Source organism: Bacillus sp. FSL K6-0923, from assembly GCF_038630825.1.
Taxonomy (GTDB): Bacteria; Bacillota; Bacilli; order Bacillales; family Bacillaceae; genus Bacillus; species Bacillus pumilus.
In genome coordinates this window covers 1,409,447-1,424,217 of sequence record NZ_CP152044.1, presented here as the reverse complement: position 1 = coordinate 1,424,217, position 14,771 = coordinate 1,409,447, and the positions used below count along the sequence as shown (strand labels likewise).

Annotated in this window: 20 protein-coding genes; 3 read left to right on the top strand and 17 right to left on the bottom strand. The window is 40.2% G+C overall.

The window, feature by feature from the left end; translation table 11 throughout:
* Window positions 1–4: 4 nt before the first annotated feature.
* Window positions 5–631 carry a YIP1 family protein gene (locus MHI16_RS07180; RefSeq protein ID WP_058014100.1) on the bottom strand — a complete coding sequence of 209 codons (627 nt, stop codon included), beginning with the start codon at window positions 629–631 and terminating at the stop codon, window positions 5–7.
* Window positions 632–1,147: 516 nt separating this feature from the next.
* Here MHI16_RS07180 and MHI16_RS07175 point away from each other — a divergent pair.
* Window positions 1,148–1,525, top strand: a complete 378-nt coding sequence (locus MHI16_RS07175; protein ID WP_003211488.1) for a hypothetical protein — start codon at window positions 1,148–1,150, stop codon at window positions 1,523–1,525.
* Window positions 1,526–1,571: 46 nt separating this feature from the next.
* Here the strand turns inward: MHI16_RS07175 and moaD are convergent, their stop codons facing one another.
* The 6 genes from moaD to MHI16_RS07145 are packed head-to-tail and all read right to left on the bottom strand — an operon-like array spanning window position 1,572 to window position 5,706.
* The gene (gene moaD, locus MHI16_RS07170; RefSeq protein WP_058014101.1) at window positions 1,572–1,805 is read right to left on the bottom strand and encodes a molybdopterin converting factor subunit 1; all 234 of its coding nucleotides are present in this window, start codon (window positions 1,803–1,805) and stop codon (window positions 1,572–1,574) included.
* Window positions 1,798–2,262, bottom strand: a complete 465-nt coding sequence (locus tag MHI16_RS07165; protein ID WP_268467363.1) for a molybdenum cofactor biosynthesis protein MoaE — start codon at window positions 2,260–2,262, stop codon at window positions 1,798–1,800. Before MHI16_RS07165 ends, moaD begins: the two co-directional genes overlap by 8 nt.
* A gap of 23 nt (window positions 2,263–2,285) precedes the next feature.
* Window positions 2,286–2,810, bottom strand: a complete 525-nt coding sequence (gene mobB, locus MHI16_RS07160) for a molybdopterin-guanine dinucleotide biosynthesis protein B (protein WP_058014102.1) — start codon at window positions 2,808–2,810, stop codon at window positions 2,286–2,288.
* On the bottom strand, window positions 2,792–4,069 hold the full coding sequence (glp, locus tag MHI16_RS07155) for a gephyrin-like molybdotransferase Glp (RefSeq protein WP_268467034.1): 1,278 nt from the start codon (window positions 4,067–4,069) through the stop codon (window positions 2,792–2,794). Before glp ends, mobB begins: the two co-directional genes overlap by 19 nt.
* A 9-nt stretch (window positions 4,070–4,078) precedes the next feature.
* Window positions 4,079–5,095: a thiazole biosynthesis adenylyltransferase ThiF gene (locus MHI16_RS07150; protein ID WP_058014104.1), complete on the bottom strand. Its 1,017-nt coding sequence runs from the start codon at window positions 5,093–5,095 to the stop codon at window positions 4,079–4,081.
* A gap of 29 nt (window positions 5,096–5,124) precedes the next feature.
* Window positions 5,125–5,706, bottom strand: coding sequence for a molybdenum cofactor guanylyltransferase (locus MHI16_RS07145; protein ID WP_058014105.1), 582 nt, complete (start codon window positions 5,704–5,706; stop codon window positions 5,125–5,127).
* A gap of 84 nt (window positions 5,707–5,790) precedes the next feature.
* Here MHI16_RS07145 and MHI16_RS07140 point away from each other — a divergent pair, with 84 nt between their 5' ends.
* Window positions 5,791–6,708 carry a hypothetical protein gene (locus tag MHI16_RS07140; RefSeq protein ID WP_058014106.1) on the top strand — a complete coding sequence of 306 codons (918 nt, stop codon included), beginning with the start codon at window positions 5,791–5,793 and terminating at the stop codon, window positions 6,706–6,708.
* 51 nt (window positions 6,709–6,759) lie between these two features.
* Here MHI16_RS07140 and rok read toward each other — a convergent pair whose 3' ends face one another.
* The 3 genes from rok to ahpA form a co-directional block, all read right to left on the bottom strand.
* A complete protein-coding gene (gene rok, locus MHI16_RS07135) occupies window positions 6,760–7,341 on the bottom strand; it encodes a transcriptional regulator Rok (RefSeq protein ID WP_058014107.1) in 582 nt (193 codons plus the stop codon).
* 470 nt (window positions 7,342–7,811) lie between these two features.
* Window positions 7,812–8,270, bottom strand: a complete 459-nt coding sequence (locus MHI16_RS07130; protein WP_003211884.1) for a TlpA disulfide reductase family protein — start codon at window positions 8,268–8,270, stop codon at window positions 7,812–7,814.
* Between the two features lie 82 nt (window positions 8,271–8,352).
* Window positions 8,353–8,895: a biofilm-specific peroxidase AhpA gene (gene ahpA, locus MHI16_RS07125; protein ID WP_003211758.1), complete on the bottom strand. Its 543-nt coding sequence runs from the start codon at window positions 8,893–8,895 to the stop codon at window positions 8,353–8,355.
* Between the two features lie 271 nt (window positions 8,896–9,166).
* Here ahpA and MHI16_RS07120 point away from each other — a divergent pair, with 271 nt between their 5' ends.
* Window positions 9,167–9,973 carry a mechanosensitive ion channel family protein gene (locus MHI16_RS07120; protein ID WP_058014109.1) on the top strand — a complete coding sequence of 269 codons (807 nt, stop codon included), beginning with the start codon at window positions 9,167–9,169 and terminating at the stop codon, window positions 9,971–9,973.
* A 29-nt stretch (window positions 9,974–10,002) separates the two neighbouring features.
* Here the strand turns inward: MHI16_RS07120 and MHI16_RS07115 are convergent, their stop codons facing one another.
* The 7 genes from MHI16_RS07115 to MHI16_RS07085 form a co-directional block, all read right to left on the bottom strand.
* On the bottom strand, window positions 10,003–10,245 hold the full coding sequence (locus MHI16_RS07115; RefSeq protein WP_003211408.1) for a YkuS family protein: 243 nt from the start codon (window positions 10,243–10,245) through the stop codon (window positions 10,003–10,005).
* Window positions 10,246–10,295: 50 nt separating this feature from the next.
* Window positions 10,296–11,426, bottom strand: coding sequence for an N-acetyldiaminopimelate deacetylase (locus MHI16_RS07110; protein ID WP_061407611.1), 1,131 nt, complete (start codon window positions 11,424–11,426; stop codon window positions 10,296–10,298).
* 81 nt (window positions 11,427–11,507) lie between these two features.
* Entirely contained in the window at window positions 11,508–12,218 is a 711-nt protein-coding gene (gene dapD / locus MHI16_RS07105; RefSeq protein WP_058014112.1) for a 2,3,4,5-tetrahydropyridine-2,6-dicarboxylate N-acetyltransferase, read from the bottom strand.
* Between the two features lie 109 nt (window positions 12,219–12,327).
* Window positions 12,328–12,753, bottom strand: coding sequence for a flavodoxin (locus tag MHI16_RS07100; RefSeq protein WP_268467361.1), 426 nt, complete (start codon window positions 12,751–12,753; stop codon window positions 12,328–12,330).
* 49 nt (window positions 12,754–12,802) lie between these two features.
* Window positions 12,803–13,696 carry a hypothetical protein gene (locus tag MHI16_RS07095; RefSeq protein WP_058014113.1) on the bottom strand — a complete coding sequence of 298 codons (894 nt, stop codon included), beginning with the start codon at window positions 13,694–13,696 and terminating at the stop codon, window positions 12,803–12,805.
* Window positions 13,686–14,162, bottom strand: coding sequence for a flavodoxin (locus MHI16_RS07090; protein WP_268467030.1), 477 nt, complete (start codon window positions 14,160–14,162; stop codon window positions 13,686–13,688). Before MHI16_RS07090 ends, MHI16_RS07095 begins: the two co-directional genes overlap by 11 nt.
* A 186-nt stretch (window positions 14,163–14,348) precedes the next feature.
* Complete coding sequence (locus MHI16_RS07085; protein ID WP_058014115.1) at window positions 14,349–14,771, bottom strand: DUF4275 family protein; 423 nt, start codon at window positions 14,769–14,771, stop codon at window positions 14,349–14,351.

Genomic DNA, 14,771 nt, shown 5'->3' with positions numbered 1-14,771 from the left:
CATTCTACCCCCAGCTTACTGATATGGTGATTGCAGTTCCTACATATTGAAAAATGATAGATAAGAGATAAAAGACTCCTATAATGGTCCAAGCTATTCTTGGCGATATATGGCCAACTTTCATCAATAAAAAGCCTGTTAAAACAAGGTTCCAGATCACAAATAGATCAATATTGGCAAGCACAGCATGCCATGGACCAGACGTTTGAATGAGTGCATTTAATGAGGTGATTGTGATGTTTTTTGGTACATGGAACAGAATGATGGACAGATGAGAAATAATCGTACCAACGATCGTAACTGGTGTAATAAACAGGACCGCTGAAAACAGCTGCTGAAACGATGCATCACCCTTTGCTAAAAAAACGATGAACTTATAGATTGCAGCATTAACCACAAGCCCGAGAAGTAGACCAATTAGCGTCACCACATAAACGACCGATACCGGCAAGCTTAAATCTGCCCACATTCCTTCATTCACCAGCTCTGACAAATAAGTCACAATCACTGTTAAAAGAAGTACGCAGGATAAAGGCCACCAAACCACCGGATTTTCCCATACTCTTTTCAGGTGCTCCGAAGGCCTTGTGCTCACTCCAATGATCGTAGGCTTTTGCATATTTTCTTTCATCAAATGTCATCCTCTCTATGTCATGCAAGTATGCAAACGCACATGCTCTCTCTTATTCTTTCTATTTTATCAAAAGATTGCCAATAAGTGATGGATGATTTGATTTTCTTATTTTCATTGAGGGAAAAATTATCTATTATTCTATTATCATGGATGAAATCCTCCAAATGACACCATGACTAGACCATATTCATATCAATAAATAAAGGTTTTTCTGACCTAAAAACATTTTATCAAAAAAACACATGTCTTTCGGAATAAATATCCTTTTCCTTTGAATTCGGATGGTCTTTGAGAGACACAACAATTTTTTGTTAAAATAATCCTAGTAATTTCAACAAATCCCGGCTTTATAGGACTACGATTGGTTTCTTTTATAGAACAAATGAGCCTTTAGTAACAATACTTTCATATTAAAAAATTAAAAATATAATGATTTTACTTGATCAAAAGTTATTTTTTCATATAATGTAAAATAGAGGTAGGTTAAATGATAGTGGAAATGGAGTCAAGTGAATGTTAAGAGAAAAATTGAAAACGCAATTGATTTTACTTTATGAAAAGGAACAAGAAGCATGGCAATACTTTCGAAAGGAAAGAGAACTGATTTATCATGAGCTCAAATTACTTGATATGAAAGAAAGCAGACCCTCAAATGACAAAATATACTACGCTGCTAGATGTGTAGATATTATTAAAGAGAAAAAGGGAAGCATTGTGAGCACAAAAGAATTAAAAGAACAACTTCAAGCCCAGACAGATTTCAATGTGAGACGAATTAGCGAATTGTATGATCTAATACAGCAGCTCGATCCTCACATTTCTAAAGCACGAAGGGGATGTTTTATTTACGAAGATCACACCCAAATTCCTCTACAATCTTTTCACACATAAAAAATTGGTTACAGCCGCTGGCCATAACCAAATCCTCTAATATCTATTATCCACCGCTTACAGGAGGAATGAATGCAACAGTGTCCCCGCTACACACTTCAGCGTTTCCCCTCGTATATCGTTCGTTGACTGCAACCATCACATTATGTGCAGCATCAACACCATATACCTCCTGTAATTCTAATTTAATCTCATCAACCGTTGTTCGATCTTTTTGAATGATGATTTGTTGTTTACCGGCCTTCTCAGCAAGGCCGGCGAACAATAATACACTAATCAACCTGATCACCTTCTTTCTTTGCAAGTTGAAGATCACTAGGTTTCCCCTCTGGATATGAAACTGTTTCAAGCTGATCACCTATCCAGGCTTCCCCGTCTTCCCAATATTCTTTTTTCCAAATCGGCACAATTTCCTTAATTCGCTCAATGGCATATTCGTTCGCTTCGTATGCAGCTTTCCTATGAGGAGATGAAACGGCTATCGCAACTGCAATATCCGTTATATCAAGTGTCCCGATCCTATGCATAATGGCAGCTTCAGTATCAGGCCACCGTTTTTTGATTTCTTGTCCAATTTGACTTAGCATGCTTTCTGCCATTGGTATGTAAGCTTCATAAGTTAAGCGCAGCGTTTTCTTACCGTTTGTCCACTCTCTGACCGTCCCGATAAACGTCGTAATGGCCCCTGCCTTCCGCTTTGTCACATGCTGAATCAATTCATTCACATCAATCGGCATTTTTGTTATTTTAAAAAGTTCACTCAAATAGAGCCGCCTCCCTTCAATAAGTTATAACAAAATGAGTTCGCATCCTTTTCAAAGGCTGAAAACACTGGAAAAGAATAATTTTCGGCTAACTGAAACTCTTGAGAAAAATAAATAGCTGCTTGTATATTGGAAAGTGTTGAAAGTTCAATGAGCTCCTCTTCATTCTTCGCACAAACGATTTTGCGGTATGGTGCCTGTTTATACCCTTCTATCAAGACCGCGTCTAATGGAAGATGCTCACACATATTGAGCAATTGCTCTAACGTAATGTGCTGCATTGAAAAGTGAAATTCACCCTCTCCTTCTACGCCAGCGGCAAATGCACCTGCCCCGACATATCGATCAGTGTCTTTTTCTTTCAAAAGACGATCTGGTTTACCGCCATGTCCATGGTGTTTAAAGCAACCTAGCTTCAGCCCATCAAGTACAGCCAGCTGACAGAGCTTTTCAATCAACGACGTCTTGCCGCTGTTTTGATAGCCGACCACCTGTAATATACTTAATGTGTCATCCAGCATGGGGAACCCTCGCCTTCGTGCTGAAACAGCAGAACATGCACCTGATCACCGGCCTTAAAACCTCTTGTTCCACCTGGCAGCACGATGAAACAGTTAGCCTCTGCAATTGAGGTTACGGCACTTGATTTATCGAGACCTGTTGGGGTTACACTGAGCTGACTGCCCGTGAATTGAAGTGCTGCTCTGACAAATCGAGTGAACGGATTGGCTTTTGGAAAATCGTGTGTCAGCTTCGCCTCAGCAAAATCGGGGAACGGCTGTTTCTTCAAAGACCATTTATAGATCATCGGTTTCACAAATAATTCAAAGCCAACAAAACAGGCAGCAGGATTTCCTGACAGGCCAAAGAGCAGTTGACCATTTGGCATTGCAGCAACCGTTGTCACACTTCCAGGTCTCATAGCCACTTTATTAAATAGCACCTGAGCTCCAAGCTTCTCATAAATCGCGGGGAGAAAGTCAAAATCACCTACTGAAACTCCGCCTGTTGTGATTAAGTAGTCTACCTTGCTTAAAGCTGCTTTGACTGCATGAAAGCTTTTGTCAAAATCATCGGACACACCGCCTAAATCAAGCGGCTCTCCCCCAGCCTTAAGGATCTGGGCATAAACCATACTAAGGTTACTGTTTCTAATCTTCCCATCCACCATCGCATCACTCACTTGAAGAAGCTCTGTACCTGTTGAGATGATGCCGATCACTGGCTTTTTGACAACTGGGACTACCGCATATCCAAATGTCGCCAATAGGGCCGTAACGCCCGGAGTTACTTTGGTTCCTTTTTTAAGCATCACATTCCCTTCAAGTACCTCTTCTCCTTGACGAGAAATATTGTCCCCTTTTTTCAGCGGTCTTTTAAGTGACATATATAATTTGCCCTCTTTTTCATAGGACTTAGTCAGCTCAAGCATGATGACGACATTTGCTCCATCCGGGATTTTTGCTCCTGTCATGATACGGATGGCTTGAAAGGGACCGATGTTTTTTGCTGAGACCACTCCTGCCCCAATGTGATCAATGACCTCAAATTCAATCGGATGCTCGCTTGACGCTTCTATTGTATCTTCTGCCCGAAGTGCAAAACCATCATACGGGGACCGATCAAATGCAGGCACATCATGATCTGCCAAAATGTCTTCTGCAATGAACCTTTCAAGGCTAATTCTTAAGGGCACCCATTCTTGTTCTCCATGCTTTTCATATTGATGGACTTTCTGAATGGCTTCTTGTACTGGAATTGGCTGACGTCTTTCCATCACACTTCACTCCTATATCCCTAGCAGTTTTGCTAGTAATGAATTGGCTGCTTTTTCATCATTTGTTCCATGGATTAATGCACGTCCACCTTTGAAAAAGACAATACGATAAGGCTCATAGCGGACATGGATTAAGAAGTCATTCACTTCCACCTCACAAATAGATGACAGCCGCTCTTTCACATGCTGAAATGATAGATTAGCTAAATCCTTAGATACGACTTGAACTGTATCCCGCCCGCAAAGAATCGTCGTTTTTTTACGCTGCTCGTGTAAATAAGGATAGGTTCTATCTTTGCCGCAAGATGGACAGTCCTTCTGCTTAGTAAGAGACAAATCCATTTTAAACGTTGTCGCCTGCCAAAGATCAAATGTGACAAATTTCCGTTCGATTTGATCTTCATGTCCTGTTAAATATTTTAACGCCTCTGTTTGCTGATAAGCAGAAACCATCTGAACTGCTGGAGAAATAATCCCCGCTGTATCACACGTCAAGCCGCCAACAGGCAGTTCTGTAAAGACACACGATAAACACGGCGTTTTATCCGGCAAAATGGTCATATACATCCCCTGACTGCTCACACAAGCACCATATATCCACGGCGTCTTCGTTTCCTGCGATAAATCATTCATAACCATTCTCGTCTCAAAATTATCCGTCGCATCAATGACAATATTTGCACTGTGAAATAACGGTCTTAACAGCTCAACCCCTGCATCTTCAATCAGGGCGTGTATGGTCACTTCATGATTGATCTCTTGGAGACGTTTTTTTGCCGCAGCTGCTTTTGGCACATGTGCCTTTGCATCATGTTCTGTGTACAGCTGCTGCCGCTGTAAATTTGAAAATTCTACATAATCACGATCGACAATCGTCAACGTGCCGATCCCAGACCGGACAAGCCCTTCCGCAGAGGCCGTTCCAAGTGCACCCGCTCCAACAATTAACACATGACTGTCAGCAAGCGCACGCTGACCCTTTTCCCCAACCGGAGGGAACAAAATTTGTCTTGAATATCGGTCATTCAATGCTGCTCTCTCCTCACCATTTTTATGTATCATATCATACCGTTTTCAGGTAAATCGCTTCTTTTATTGATATTTCGAAATTCGTTTGGTGTTACGTTCAGTTCCTCCTCTGGAACGATACGCACCTTAAGCCTTTGAAGTAACTCTTTCATGGCTAATTGATTCTCTTTTAAACACGCATCAATGGACGGCAGACAGCGGCGGTGATAAAGTGCAAATAAAGGCTGTAACCTTCCCTGAACAAGTGGGATAATTGCATCTACGTGCTCGCTGCAATAGGACGATAATGCTTCGGCGGTCTCTCTCCGGATGAAAGGCATGTCACATGCCGTCACTAAATACCATGCTGATTCTTTCTTTTGCATCGCCGTATAGATGCCGGCAAGCGGCCCGCATCCGCGCACCTGTTCATCATCCAACCATACATCTCGTTCACCTCTTTCTTTAAAAAAGGTCAGAAGTGTTGAATGGCTGATGATCACCATCTGTCCTTTCAAAAGCTGCTTTTTCACATGCTCATATAGTGGTTTTCCTTGATACATATAACTTGCCTTTGGCTCTCCAAAACGTCTCGATGCTCCTCCAGCTAAAATGACATTGACTACGTCCATCCGCTCACCCTCCTTTGATATGGTTGTTCTAATCACTCTCATCTCGCATACTTTATTGGTAACATGAATAAGGAGGGTCTATCGATGAACAGGCGCCATGCTTCTCCCCTATTCCATGATCTATCTCAAGAGAATTTATACTTAAAAGCAGAAACAGCCAAATATCAACAAATGATCTCTGAGTTACAGTCCTCATATACGTATTCTAAAAACAAGAAGTTAACTCAAGAATATCACGAGATGAAAAAGGATTACACGCAATTAAAGCAACAATTGGATGAATTGACCATTGATCAAGATCATGCAGCCTCAAAAATACAGGATCTTTCCTACAGCAAATCTGAATTATTACATAAAATAGTCCTTCTTCATGAAATGCTCCAAAAAGAAACCTTTCATAGAAGGAAAGAAACGGAAGACAAACACCGGCTGCATTTAAAAGTCATCAAATATAAAGAAATCTCTCAACAATTAAATGAACGGATGCAGGATCAAGATAAACGGCTTGCAAAAGAGGAGAAAAAAGGAAATACTTTATCCGCTGTGATTGAGAAACTGCAGCAAACATTAAGTCATAAAAACGCAGAGCTCAATCTATTACAGGAAGGCGTTAGACACCTACAAGAGCGGTTTTATGAAACACAAGAGAAATTACTGCAAATCGAAAAAGCAAAGGAAGCGATTTTTTATGAAACGCTCATAAGCTATCAAAAGCAGTTAGCCGAAAGCGAGGAATGGATCGCATCTCATTTTGCTGATATTGACCAGTCAGCCCAAACAAATTCACAGCCATTCTCACGAGACAGCATCCTGGAAACAACGGAAGAAATCGAACCCATCTTGAAAAAGCTGAACGAACAAGTTCAAACGCTACAAGCACAAGTCGATGCGGTGCACCAAAATGGAGATGTCATGACAGTGAAGATTGATGGCTTCAAAAAACAGCGTGATCGCCTGTCAAAGGAACGAAAAATTGTCTATACAGTTGATCAAAAAAAGTAATTATCGCAATAAAAAAAACTGCTGGCATGACGTCAGCAGTTTCTTTTTTATTTATTCGTCTTCTGTTTGAATATCGCCTTCTAAAATATACTGTCCGCGATATGGCTTTTTCACTTCAGGATACATTTTAATTAAGCTTTGCATAAACGTTGTCATATTTGGAATTTCAAGACCGCTCTCTTTTTCAATTTCTTTTTGAAGTTCAGAGCTTTTAATCGCTGCATTATGACGCTTTAACGTTTTAATCGCAGCTTCACGAAGCTTAGCTGCCTTTGAACCAGGGCGAGCTGTGCCTCTTCTGCGTCTTGTAGATCCTTCAGGAATACCTACAGGTGCACCGTTTAGCTGTCCTGTTCCTAAAGTTGATGCAGAATTTGATTGTGATTGTGCAGGCGGCTGGTAGCTTCTCATTTCTTGTGCAGCCAGTTCAGCTAATACAGGCAGTGAATCCGTTTTTCTTTCTGCACGCACTTCTTTTTTTGTATCTGACACTAGACCTGTTCCTTGACGGTCTAATTCTCTTAATTTTGCATAAATCGCATCTCGCTCAATTTGATATTCACGGATGACCTTTACTTCTGCTTCGTTTAATTGTTCCAATCGTAATCGTAACGCTTCCCTCTCATTAAACAATGGATTTCCCCCTCATCATATAAAAAATATTCTATAGTAAATATTAGATTAGAAAACTAATTTTATCAACTATTTTTTTATCATTTTACAGTTTGTTATCAGATAGGTATTTTCAACTAAAATTTTGCCAAAGAGGAACAATCGGCATCCATTTCATTGCCACTAAAGGCTTTTGACAAACCTTAAAATATTGTAAAAAATTTGAATAAACACTTATACTACTTGATTTACATCGTTATTTACCAAACTGAAATTTCTTTTGTGCAAAAACGTTCTGAATAGTAAAAAGTTAAAATCTTTACATTTTCATTTCAAAACAAAAATGTAAATAGGTCGTTATACCTTTTTGTTTCAGGAATATTTTTTAATAAACTCCCTCAATTTCTCTTTTCTTAAGAAGGACAAGTCCATTCCGTGCAATAGGTCGCCTATTTTTGTCCATGAAAAAACCCCCAATTATGGGGGAAAGCCTATTCTGCAGCCTTTTCAGACTCAGAAAGCACTCGATTGACACGTTTCTCAAGCATTTTCATTCCGCTTCCGCCAGCTTGGAAGTGGCGTAGAGCACCTGTTTTATCAAACACATAATATGCTGGTACATATTCATTTTCAAAGGCTTCTGTTAGTTTATGATCGCTATCCACAAAAATTGGCTGGGTGATTTCATGCTCTTTCGCAACTTCCTTGATCTTATCCAGATCTAGGTCATCCTCTGAACGCGGCATATGAACGGCTATCACGTTTAGTTGATCCTTGTATTCATCACGGAATTGATTGACTTGAGGCATTGCCTCTTTACAAAGATGACAGCTGACTGACCAGAAATGAATCAATGTTGGTTTGTCACCAATTAGATCTTCTTTTGTTACTTCTCCATTTAACCATTCTTTTGCACCAGTTAGTTCTGGCATTGGTTGACGTAATTTCATTATGAAGCGCCTCCATCCATTGTATGTGTCGAAACAAAAAGGTCTAACATCAGTTAGACCCTCCTGTTTCTTCAGTTATCAATTAAAGTGTTTTTTGACCAGGCTTCCAGTTCGCTGGGCAAAGTCCACCAGTTTGTAATGCTTGAAGAACACGTAATGTCTCATCTACATCACGACCGATATTGTTGTGGAATACTGTTTGATATTGAAGTTCGCCTTCTGGGTTGATAATGAATAGACCGCGAAGTGCAATTCCTTCTTCTTCAATTAAAACGCCGTATTCTCTAGATACTGTGTGGTTTGTGTCAGCAGCTAGCGGATATTTCAATTCACCTAGACCATTGTCTTTACGGTCTGTGTTGATCCAAGCAAGATGCGTATGGATTGTATCAGTAGATACACCAATGATTTCAGCATCTAAATCTTCGAACTCATCATAACGATCGCTCATTGCTGTAATTTCAGTTGGGCAAACAAATGTGAAATCCATTGGGTAGAAGAAAAGAACTGTCCATTTGTCATTCTTCATGTTTTCTTCTAGACTCACTTTACCAAATTCCTTGTTAGCAAGTACTGCTTCCATTTCAAAACGTGGAGCTTGTTTTCCTACAAAACGCTCTGCCATATGTAAATCCCTCCAAAAATAATATCTTTATACAGACTTCTAAGCTGTATATAAAATGAGAATCAAAAGTTGAAATTCTCATTTAGTTAATAACTTCACAATTACAATTATAATACTTAAGCGGTTTTTAGTCAATATTAATTAATAATAAATTTAATTAACGATTTGTCACAATCTCTTACTCCACTTAACGAAAGTTTAACATGTCTTGCAGAAGGGAACAAATGATTAGCTTCTCTATTAGAGCATACATAGAAAGGTTTTGAAGATCATGAAAGCATTTGAACAAGTAGATTGGGTTTCCATTATCCTGAATAGCAGTATGATTTTGCTAAAGCTCATCGCTATTTTCGCGATTTATTTTATCATCAGAGCCATCGGAAATAAGATGATTAAGCGTGCTTATTCTACATTCTCTGAAAAGCATGATGTCTCTTTATCAAGAGCTCAAACGCTGCAAAGTCTTACGTTAAATATTTTCGCCTACTTATTGATTTTTATTCTAGTCGTCATGATCCTCGACTTATTTCATTATAACCCGACCGCATTGTTAGCTGGTGCAGGCGTCGTGGGGCTTGCGATCGGCTTTGGCGCTCAAGGACTAGTGAGTGATATTGTGACAGGATTCTTTATCCTATTAGAGAAACAATTCGATGTGGGAGAATATATAACAGTTGCTGGTTTTGATGGGATCGTAGAACAAATTGGACTTAGGACCACGCAGCTTCGAAGTTTTGACGGCACCCTTCATTTTATTCCAAATCGAAGCATATTGAACGTGAGCAACCATTCAAGAGGGACTATGCAGGCACTCGTTGATATCGAGCTGTCTCCAGAAGAGAATGTGGATCAAATGATTACAGCCCTTCAAGCGGCGTGTGATGAGGTACGAGAGGACATTCCTCAAATTATCGAAGGACCTCAAGTTGTCGGGGTGGAGGCGTTCGGATCCTCTTCCCTTGTACTGCGCATCATTGCAAAAACTGAAACAATGGAGCAATGGCGGGTAGAACGTATTTTGCGCAAAAAAATGAAAGAAGTACTCGATATAGAAAAAGAGCAAAAAGAACCGGGATGATAAGCTACCGGTTCTTTTTCTTGTTTGTTTTATTGAACACGCTGTTCTACTTCTTGACAAATTTCATCAGCCGTCATACCAGACGCGGTAATCACAGATGCCTTTGTCGTTGTGTCTGAAATGCCAAGAACATTTGAATCTAGTCCTGTGACAACATAGCAGTCACACTGATCCATTTGCTGTTCATTTTGAATACGTACGACGTCATACCCTTTTTGCTTCAGTAGTTCTTCTACATCGGATAAAGATGGTTCTACACCAATTCTTGTCATAATCAAGAACACCTCCTGTTCATAAGGTGTACAGGAGGCAGCTTGATTATTCATTCACCTGCTTGCTTTTTGAAATAAGCCGTCATAACGTTTACAGCTGTTTCTATCGCTTTTTCATCAGGCATGAGTTTTGAATGATGCAGGCCATATTCTGAATCGACCCCTAACCAAAACATAAATCCAGGGTACTTTTTCAGCATGTAGCCAAAATCTTCTCCTGTCATGGCCTCTCTGCATTCAACCACATTCGCAAGCCCTTCTCCAGAAACATATGACATAAATTCCTCTGTCAGTTCCTTTGAATTATCCACTTCGTAATAAGATGAAGGGTATCGCACGGTTACCTTGCATTCGTAGCCAATTTCAATCCCTTTTGCTAGTGCTTCAATTCGCTTTCTCACTTTTTCCATAGACTCTGGTGAAAGTGTACGAATGGTGCCATCAAGCTTTGCATGCTGCGCAATGATATTTTGAGCCGTTCCCCCGGTAATCGTGCCAATCGTAATGACCGCACTATCAAGAGGATCGACATTACGAGAAATAACCGATTGCAGTTGACCTACAAGTGCACTCGCAGCCACAACCATATCATTCGCTAAATGAGGGTAAGCAGCGTGTCCGCCTTTTCCTTCAAGATCTATCACAAGCTCACTCGTATTGGCAAAAAGCAGCCCTGGCTTTGTGGCTATCGTTCCGACAGGATATTCAGGTGCAATATGCAGTGCTGTAATAAAATCTGGCGTCCACTTTTTCAGCACATCACTTGTAAGCATCGGTTCAGCTCCGCCTGGACCTTCTTCTGCCGGCTGGAACATAAATAATAGATCTTCTTTGATTGGCTCATGAACGAAATGATCAATGACCCCAAGTGCGATGGTCATATGAAGGTCATGTCCACACGCATGCATCTTCCCTTCATGTACTGATTGAAATGGATACCCTGTGTCCTCAGGAATAGACAGGCCGTCCATATCTGCACGATACGCAAATACGCGCTCAGGATTTGTTCCCTTTACTTTGACAAAAAGTCCAGTTCGCCATGTTTCTATCTCAACTCGATCTTTTGAATAAGCACCAAGATGCTTGATGAGGTATGCTTGTGTTTTGAATTCCTTAAAACCAAGCTCAGGGATTTGATGTAAATCTCTTCGAATGGATATCAATTGCTCACGATTTAACAAGTGAATTCGCTTCCTTTCCTCTATACGAATAAGACGTGGATATATATCCACGTCTATGTCTTCAGCTGCGAATTATATGAATTAAAGCTGACGCAGTTCTTGTTTGATTTCTGTTTTACCTTTTGTTTTTTCATCAATGTCTTTAATTTTCTTTGCAGGTGTACCTGCTACAACTGTGTAAGGCTCTACATCGTTCACAACGATCGCACCTGCAGCTACAACTGCACCTTTACCAATTGTCACACCTTCTAGAACAACAGCGTTCGCACCGATGACAACATCATCTTCTACGACAACTGGTTTAGCAGATGGCGGCTCAATGACACCTGCAAGAACAGATCCAGCACCGATATGACAGTTCTTACCTACTGTCGCACGGCCGCCAAGCACCACGTTCATGTCAATCATCGTACCTTCGCCGATCACAGAACCGATATTAATAGAAGCCCCCATCATGATGACTGCATTATCACCGATTTCAACTTGGTCACGAATGATCGCACCTGGCTCAATACGTGCTTTAATGTTCTTTAAATCTAACATTGGAATTGCAGAGTTGCGGCGGTCATTTTCCACGACAACATCTTCAATTTTGTCTTTGTTCGTTTCTAACGCTTTTTGAATGTCGCTCCACTCACCGAAAACAACTCCAGTGTTTCCTGTGATGAACGTTTTTGCATGTTCACCAAACTCAATGCCTTCTAGATCACCTTTGATGTAGACTTTGACAGGTGTTGATTTTGTACTATTTTGAATAAATGAAATAATTTCATTAGCGTCCATTTGTTTCATGTATGTATGTCCTCCTCTTAATTTATACTTCATTACTGTACCAAAGGAGAGTTTTAATGACAAGTGAAAGAGTTGACTCTTCAATGGAAAATAAAACAAGCGGGACTGATTACCCCGCTTCCTGCTGGTGAAGATGAACAAATTGTTTACCAAAAGAAATCAATTTCTCTTCTTCTTCTCCTTCTGGATTTAGCTCGATCTTGACTGATGGCAGGACAATGTCCCCGCCAAGTTCCTTCACTTTTTCTTCGATTAGATCAACAGCTCCGCAAAAATGCTCATAAGATGTATCCCCGGAACCGAATACAGCAAATGCTTTTCCCGTTAAATCAAGCTCTTCCATTTCTTCATATAAATCAATAAAATCATCAGGAAGGTCACCATCTCCCCATGTGTACGCACCTAACATAATGTGCTTGTAATCATTGAGAAGTTCTGCATCAATATCCATCGCTTCATGACGGTCCACGCCAGCTCCTGCTTCTGTTATTCCTTTTTCAATTAGATCCGCCATCGCTTCTGTATTCCCAGACATCGTGGCATACACCAGTAAAACCTTTTCTGTCACTTTTTCTTCCTCCTTATCAATGAATCAATGCCGGCTCCTCATATGGCCTTACAAACTTGCTTTCATATAAACCAGCACAGAAAAAGTTTTCATTTTGATTGGCTACACGAAAACCGTGTCCTTTGATCGTATCAAACCATTTGAGCTCTTTTTGCTCTATATCAAGCTGATACACTTTAGAAAACCCGTATTCGTCTTGTGAAGTAGTCACATACACAATGCCATTATCCTCTGACACATCCAAAAATGATTCTTCTCTAGCAAAGGCTTGTGATTGAATATCATGCAGCATATTGGTATGTAAATCTAAAATTTGAACAGATCCCTTTTTGCCTTTTTTTGATCCCAATGCGCAAACAAGCAGATGCTCTTGACAGAGCAGCATAGAAGCTGTCATCCGGTGCTCCTCTCTGTTTAGAAGGAAAACCTGTTCACTCTCCAAGTCATACACCCATACTCCTCCGTGAACCTCATGAATCTGTGTTCCAATATAAAGGTGATCACCTGCAGCACATAAGGAACGAATGACAGGCGGATGGTTCACATGAGCAAACGGCTTCATAATTTCCCAGGAAATCCCGAAATCATTTGACACATATATACTATGTTTTCCATGTGCACACACAAACCCGTCTTCGCGTCCTGTAATCGACCAAACGACTGCATTTGTTGGAAATGATGATAGCGCCCATGTATGACCTTCATCTCCTGATCTAATCACTGTGCCATTTTCACCAACACCGAATAAATAAGGTCCAATATAGCTGATGGCATGAATTTTATGCTTGAGCTTAAACAGTTGCTGCCATCCGCTCTCCACACTGTAGTGAAAAATACCTTCACGTTTTACAGCAACAAAGTATCCACCGTTTTTAGAGGCAGCAACGGCCGTCGCTCCTTTATGAAACATGGTTTTCAACTCGTTTCACAGATAGCGCCGCCCATGTTAAAAAGCTTGTCGCAAATTCCTGACAGCACGCCACATCCTCATCTGTATCAGGTGCAAGCTCCATTTTCAATGTTTCAGGAAACACAGATGCACCGGTTGATTTGAGCATGTCATGAAATGTATGGACAGCCTCACAAAACTTCGGGTAACTGTAATCTCCTGATCCGAACACAGCTGCTTTGATGTCACTTAGTTCAAGCGTGGAGACCTCTTCATAAAAATCCTCTGCTTCATAAGGTAAATCGCCATCACCCCATGTATAAGAACCGATGAACACATAATCGTATGAAGAAAGATCCTCTGCGCTTGTATCATCAAATTCCATCATCTCAGTATCGATCCCTTTTCCTTCTAGTGTTTGCTTTATAATCGCTGCCATATCTTCTGTATTACCAGACATACTCGCAAATGCAATTAGTGCTTTCATCTATCGGTCACCTCATCTAAATGATAATCATTTTCAATTATTATATGTACACTTTAAATGATAATGATTTTCATTGTCAAATGATTTCATAAAAAAGCTTTGACCAATCAATACTCTAACCCAATGAAAAACCCGCTCAATCCAATTGGAAGGCGGGTTTTTCGTATCGAAGAGATCATCGGTTCCTCATTCGTTCGTTTCATCTATTCGAATAAAATATGGACCATAATCCGTTTCGTGCGTCATCACAAATGTCCATTTTTCATTCCAATCCATCACATACATATCGTTATAATCCATATTATTAGACTGATATGGTAAATCATTGATTAAAAGAGAGCTAGCATTTTCGAAAAGATACGCCTCGTCAACAAATTGATAAAAAACAGTGCACTTATCCTTTGATTGTTGAAGAAATGCGTCTATCGCCTCAGCCTTTTCAAGGCATGTAACCATTCCAAAACTGCATAAATGCCATAAAAAATCATCTACTGATATATCGTTTTGTTCTTTAACTGAAAGATGACTAGCAAAACGTTCACGCCACCTGGCGCGCAAATGATCTCCCCATTCAGGTTTGTTCATTTTGATTAATTGATTGTTTTTCAT

Excerpts from the sequence above, each read along its gene's own strand:
- MHI16_RS07180 (WP_058014100.1), bottom strand. The coding sequence starts at position 631 with ATGAAAGAAAATATGCAAAAGCCTACGATCATTGGAGTGAGCACAAGG.
- MHI16_RS07175 (WP_003211488.1), top strand. The coding sequence starts at position 1,148 with ATGTTAAGAGAAAAATTGAAAACGCAATTGATTTTACTTTATGAAAAG.
- MHI16_RS07165 (WP_268467363.1), bottom strand. The coding sequence starts at position 2,262 with ATGCCGATTGATGTGAATGAATTGATTCAGCATGTGACAAAGCGGAAG.
- mobB (WP_058014102.1), bottom strand. The coding sequence starts at position 2,810 with ATGCTGGATGACACATTAAGTATATTACAGGTGGTCGGCTATCAAAAC.
- MHI16_RS07145 (WP_058014105.1), bottom strand. The coding sequence starts at position 5,706 with ATGGACGTAGTCAATGTCATTTTAGCTGGAGGAGCATCGAGACGTTTT.
- MHI16_RS07140 (WP_058014106.1), top strand. The coding sequence starts at position 5,791 with ATGAACAGGCGCCATGCTTCTCCCCTATTCCATGATCTATCTCAAGAG.
- MHI16_RS07130 (WP_003211884.1), bottom strand. The coding sequence starts at position 8,270 with ATGAAATTACGTCAACCAATGCCAGAACTAACTGGTGCAAAAGAATGG.
- ahpA (WP_003211758.1), bottom strand. The coding sequence starts at position 8,895 with ATGGCAGAGCGTTTTGTAGGAAAACAAGCTCCACGTTTTGAAATGGAA.
- MHI16_RS07120 (WP_058014109.1), top strand. The coding sequence starts at position 9,167 with ATGAAAGCATTTGAACAAGTAGATTGGGTTTCCATTATCCTGAATAGC.
- MHI16_RS07115 (WP_003211408.1), bottom strand. The coding sequence starts at position 10,245 with ATGACAAGAATTGGTGTAGAACCATCTTTATCCGATGTAGAAGAACTA.
- dapD (WP_058014112.1), bottom strand. The coding sequence starts at position 12,218 with ATGAAACAAATGGACGCTAATGAAATTATTTCATTTATTCAAAATAGT.
- MHI16_RS07100 (WP_268467361.1), bottom strand. The coding sequence starts at position 12,753 with ATGTCTGGGAATACAGAAGCGATGGCGGATCTAATTGAAAAAGGAATA.
- MHI16_RS07095 (WP_058014113.1), bottom strand. The coding sequence starts at position 13,696 with ATGTTTCATAAAGGAGCGACGGCCGTTGCTGCCTCTAAAAACGGTGGA.
- MHI16_RS07090 (WP_268467030.1), bottom strand. The coding sequence starts at position 14,162 with ATGAAAGCACTAATTGCATTTGCGAGTATGTCTGGTAATACAGAAGAT.
- MHI16_RS07085 (WP_058014115.1), bottom strand. The coding sequence starts at position 14,771 with ATGAAAAACAATCAATTAATCAAAATGAACAAACCTGAATGGGGAGAT.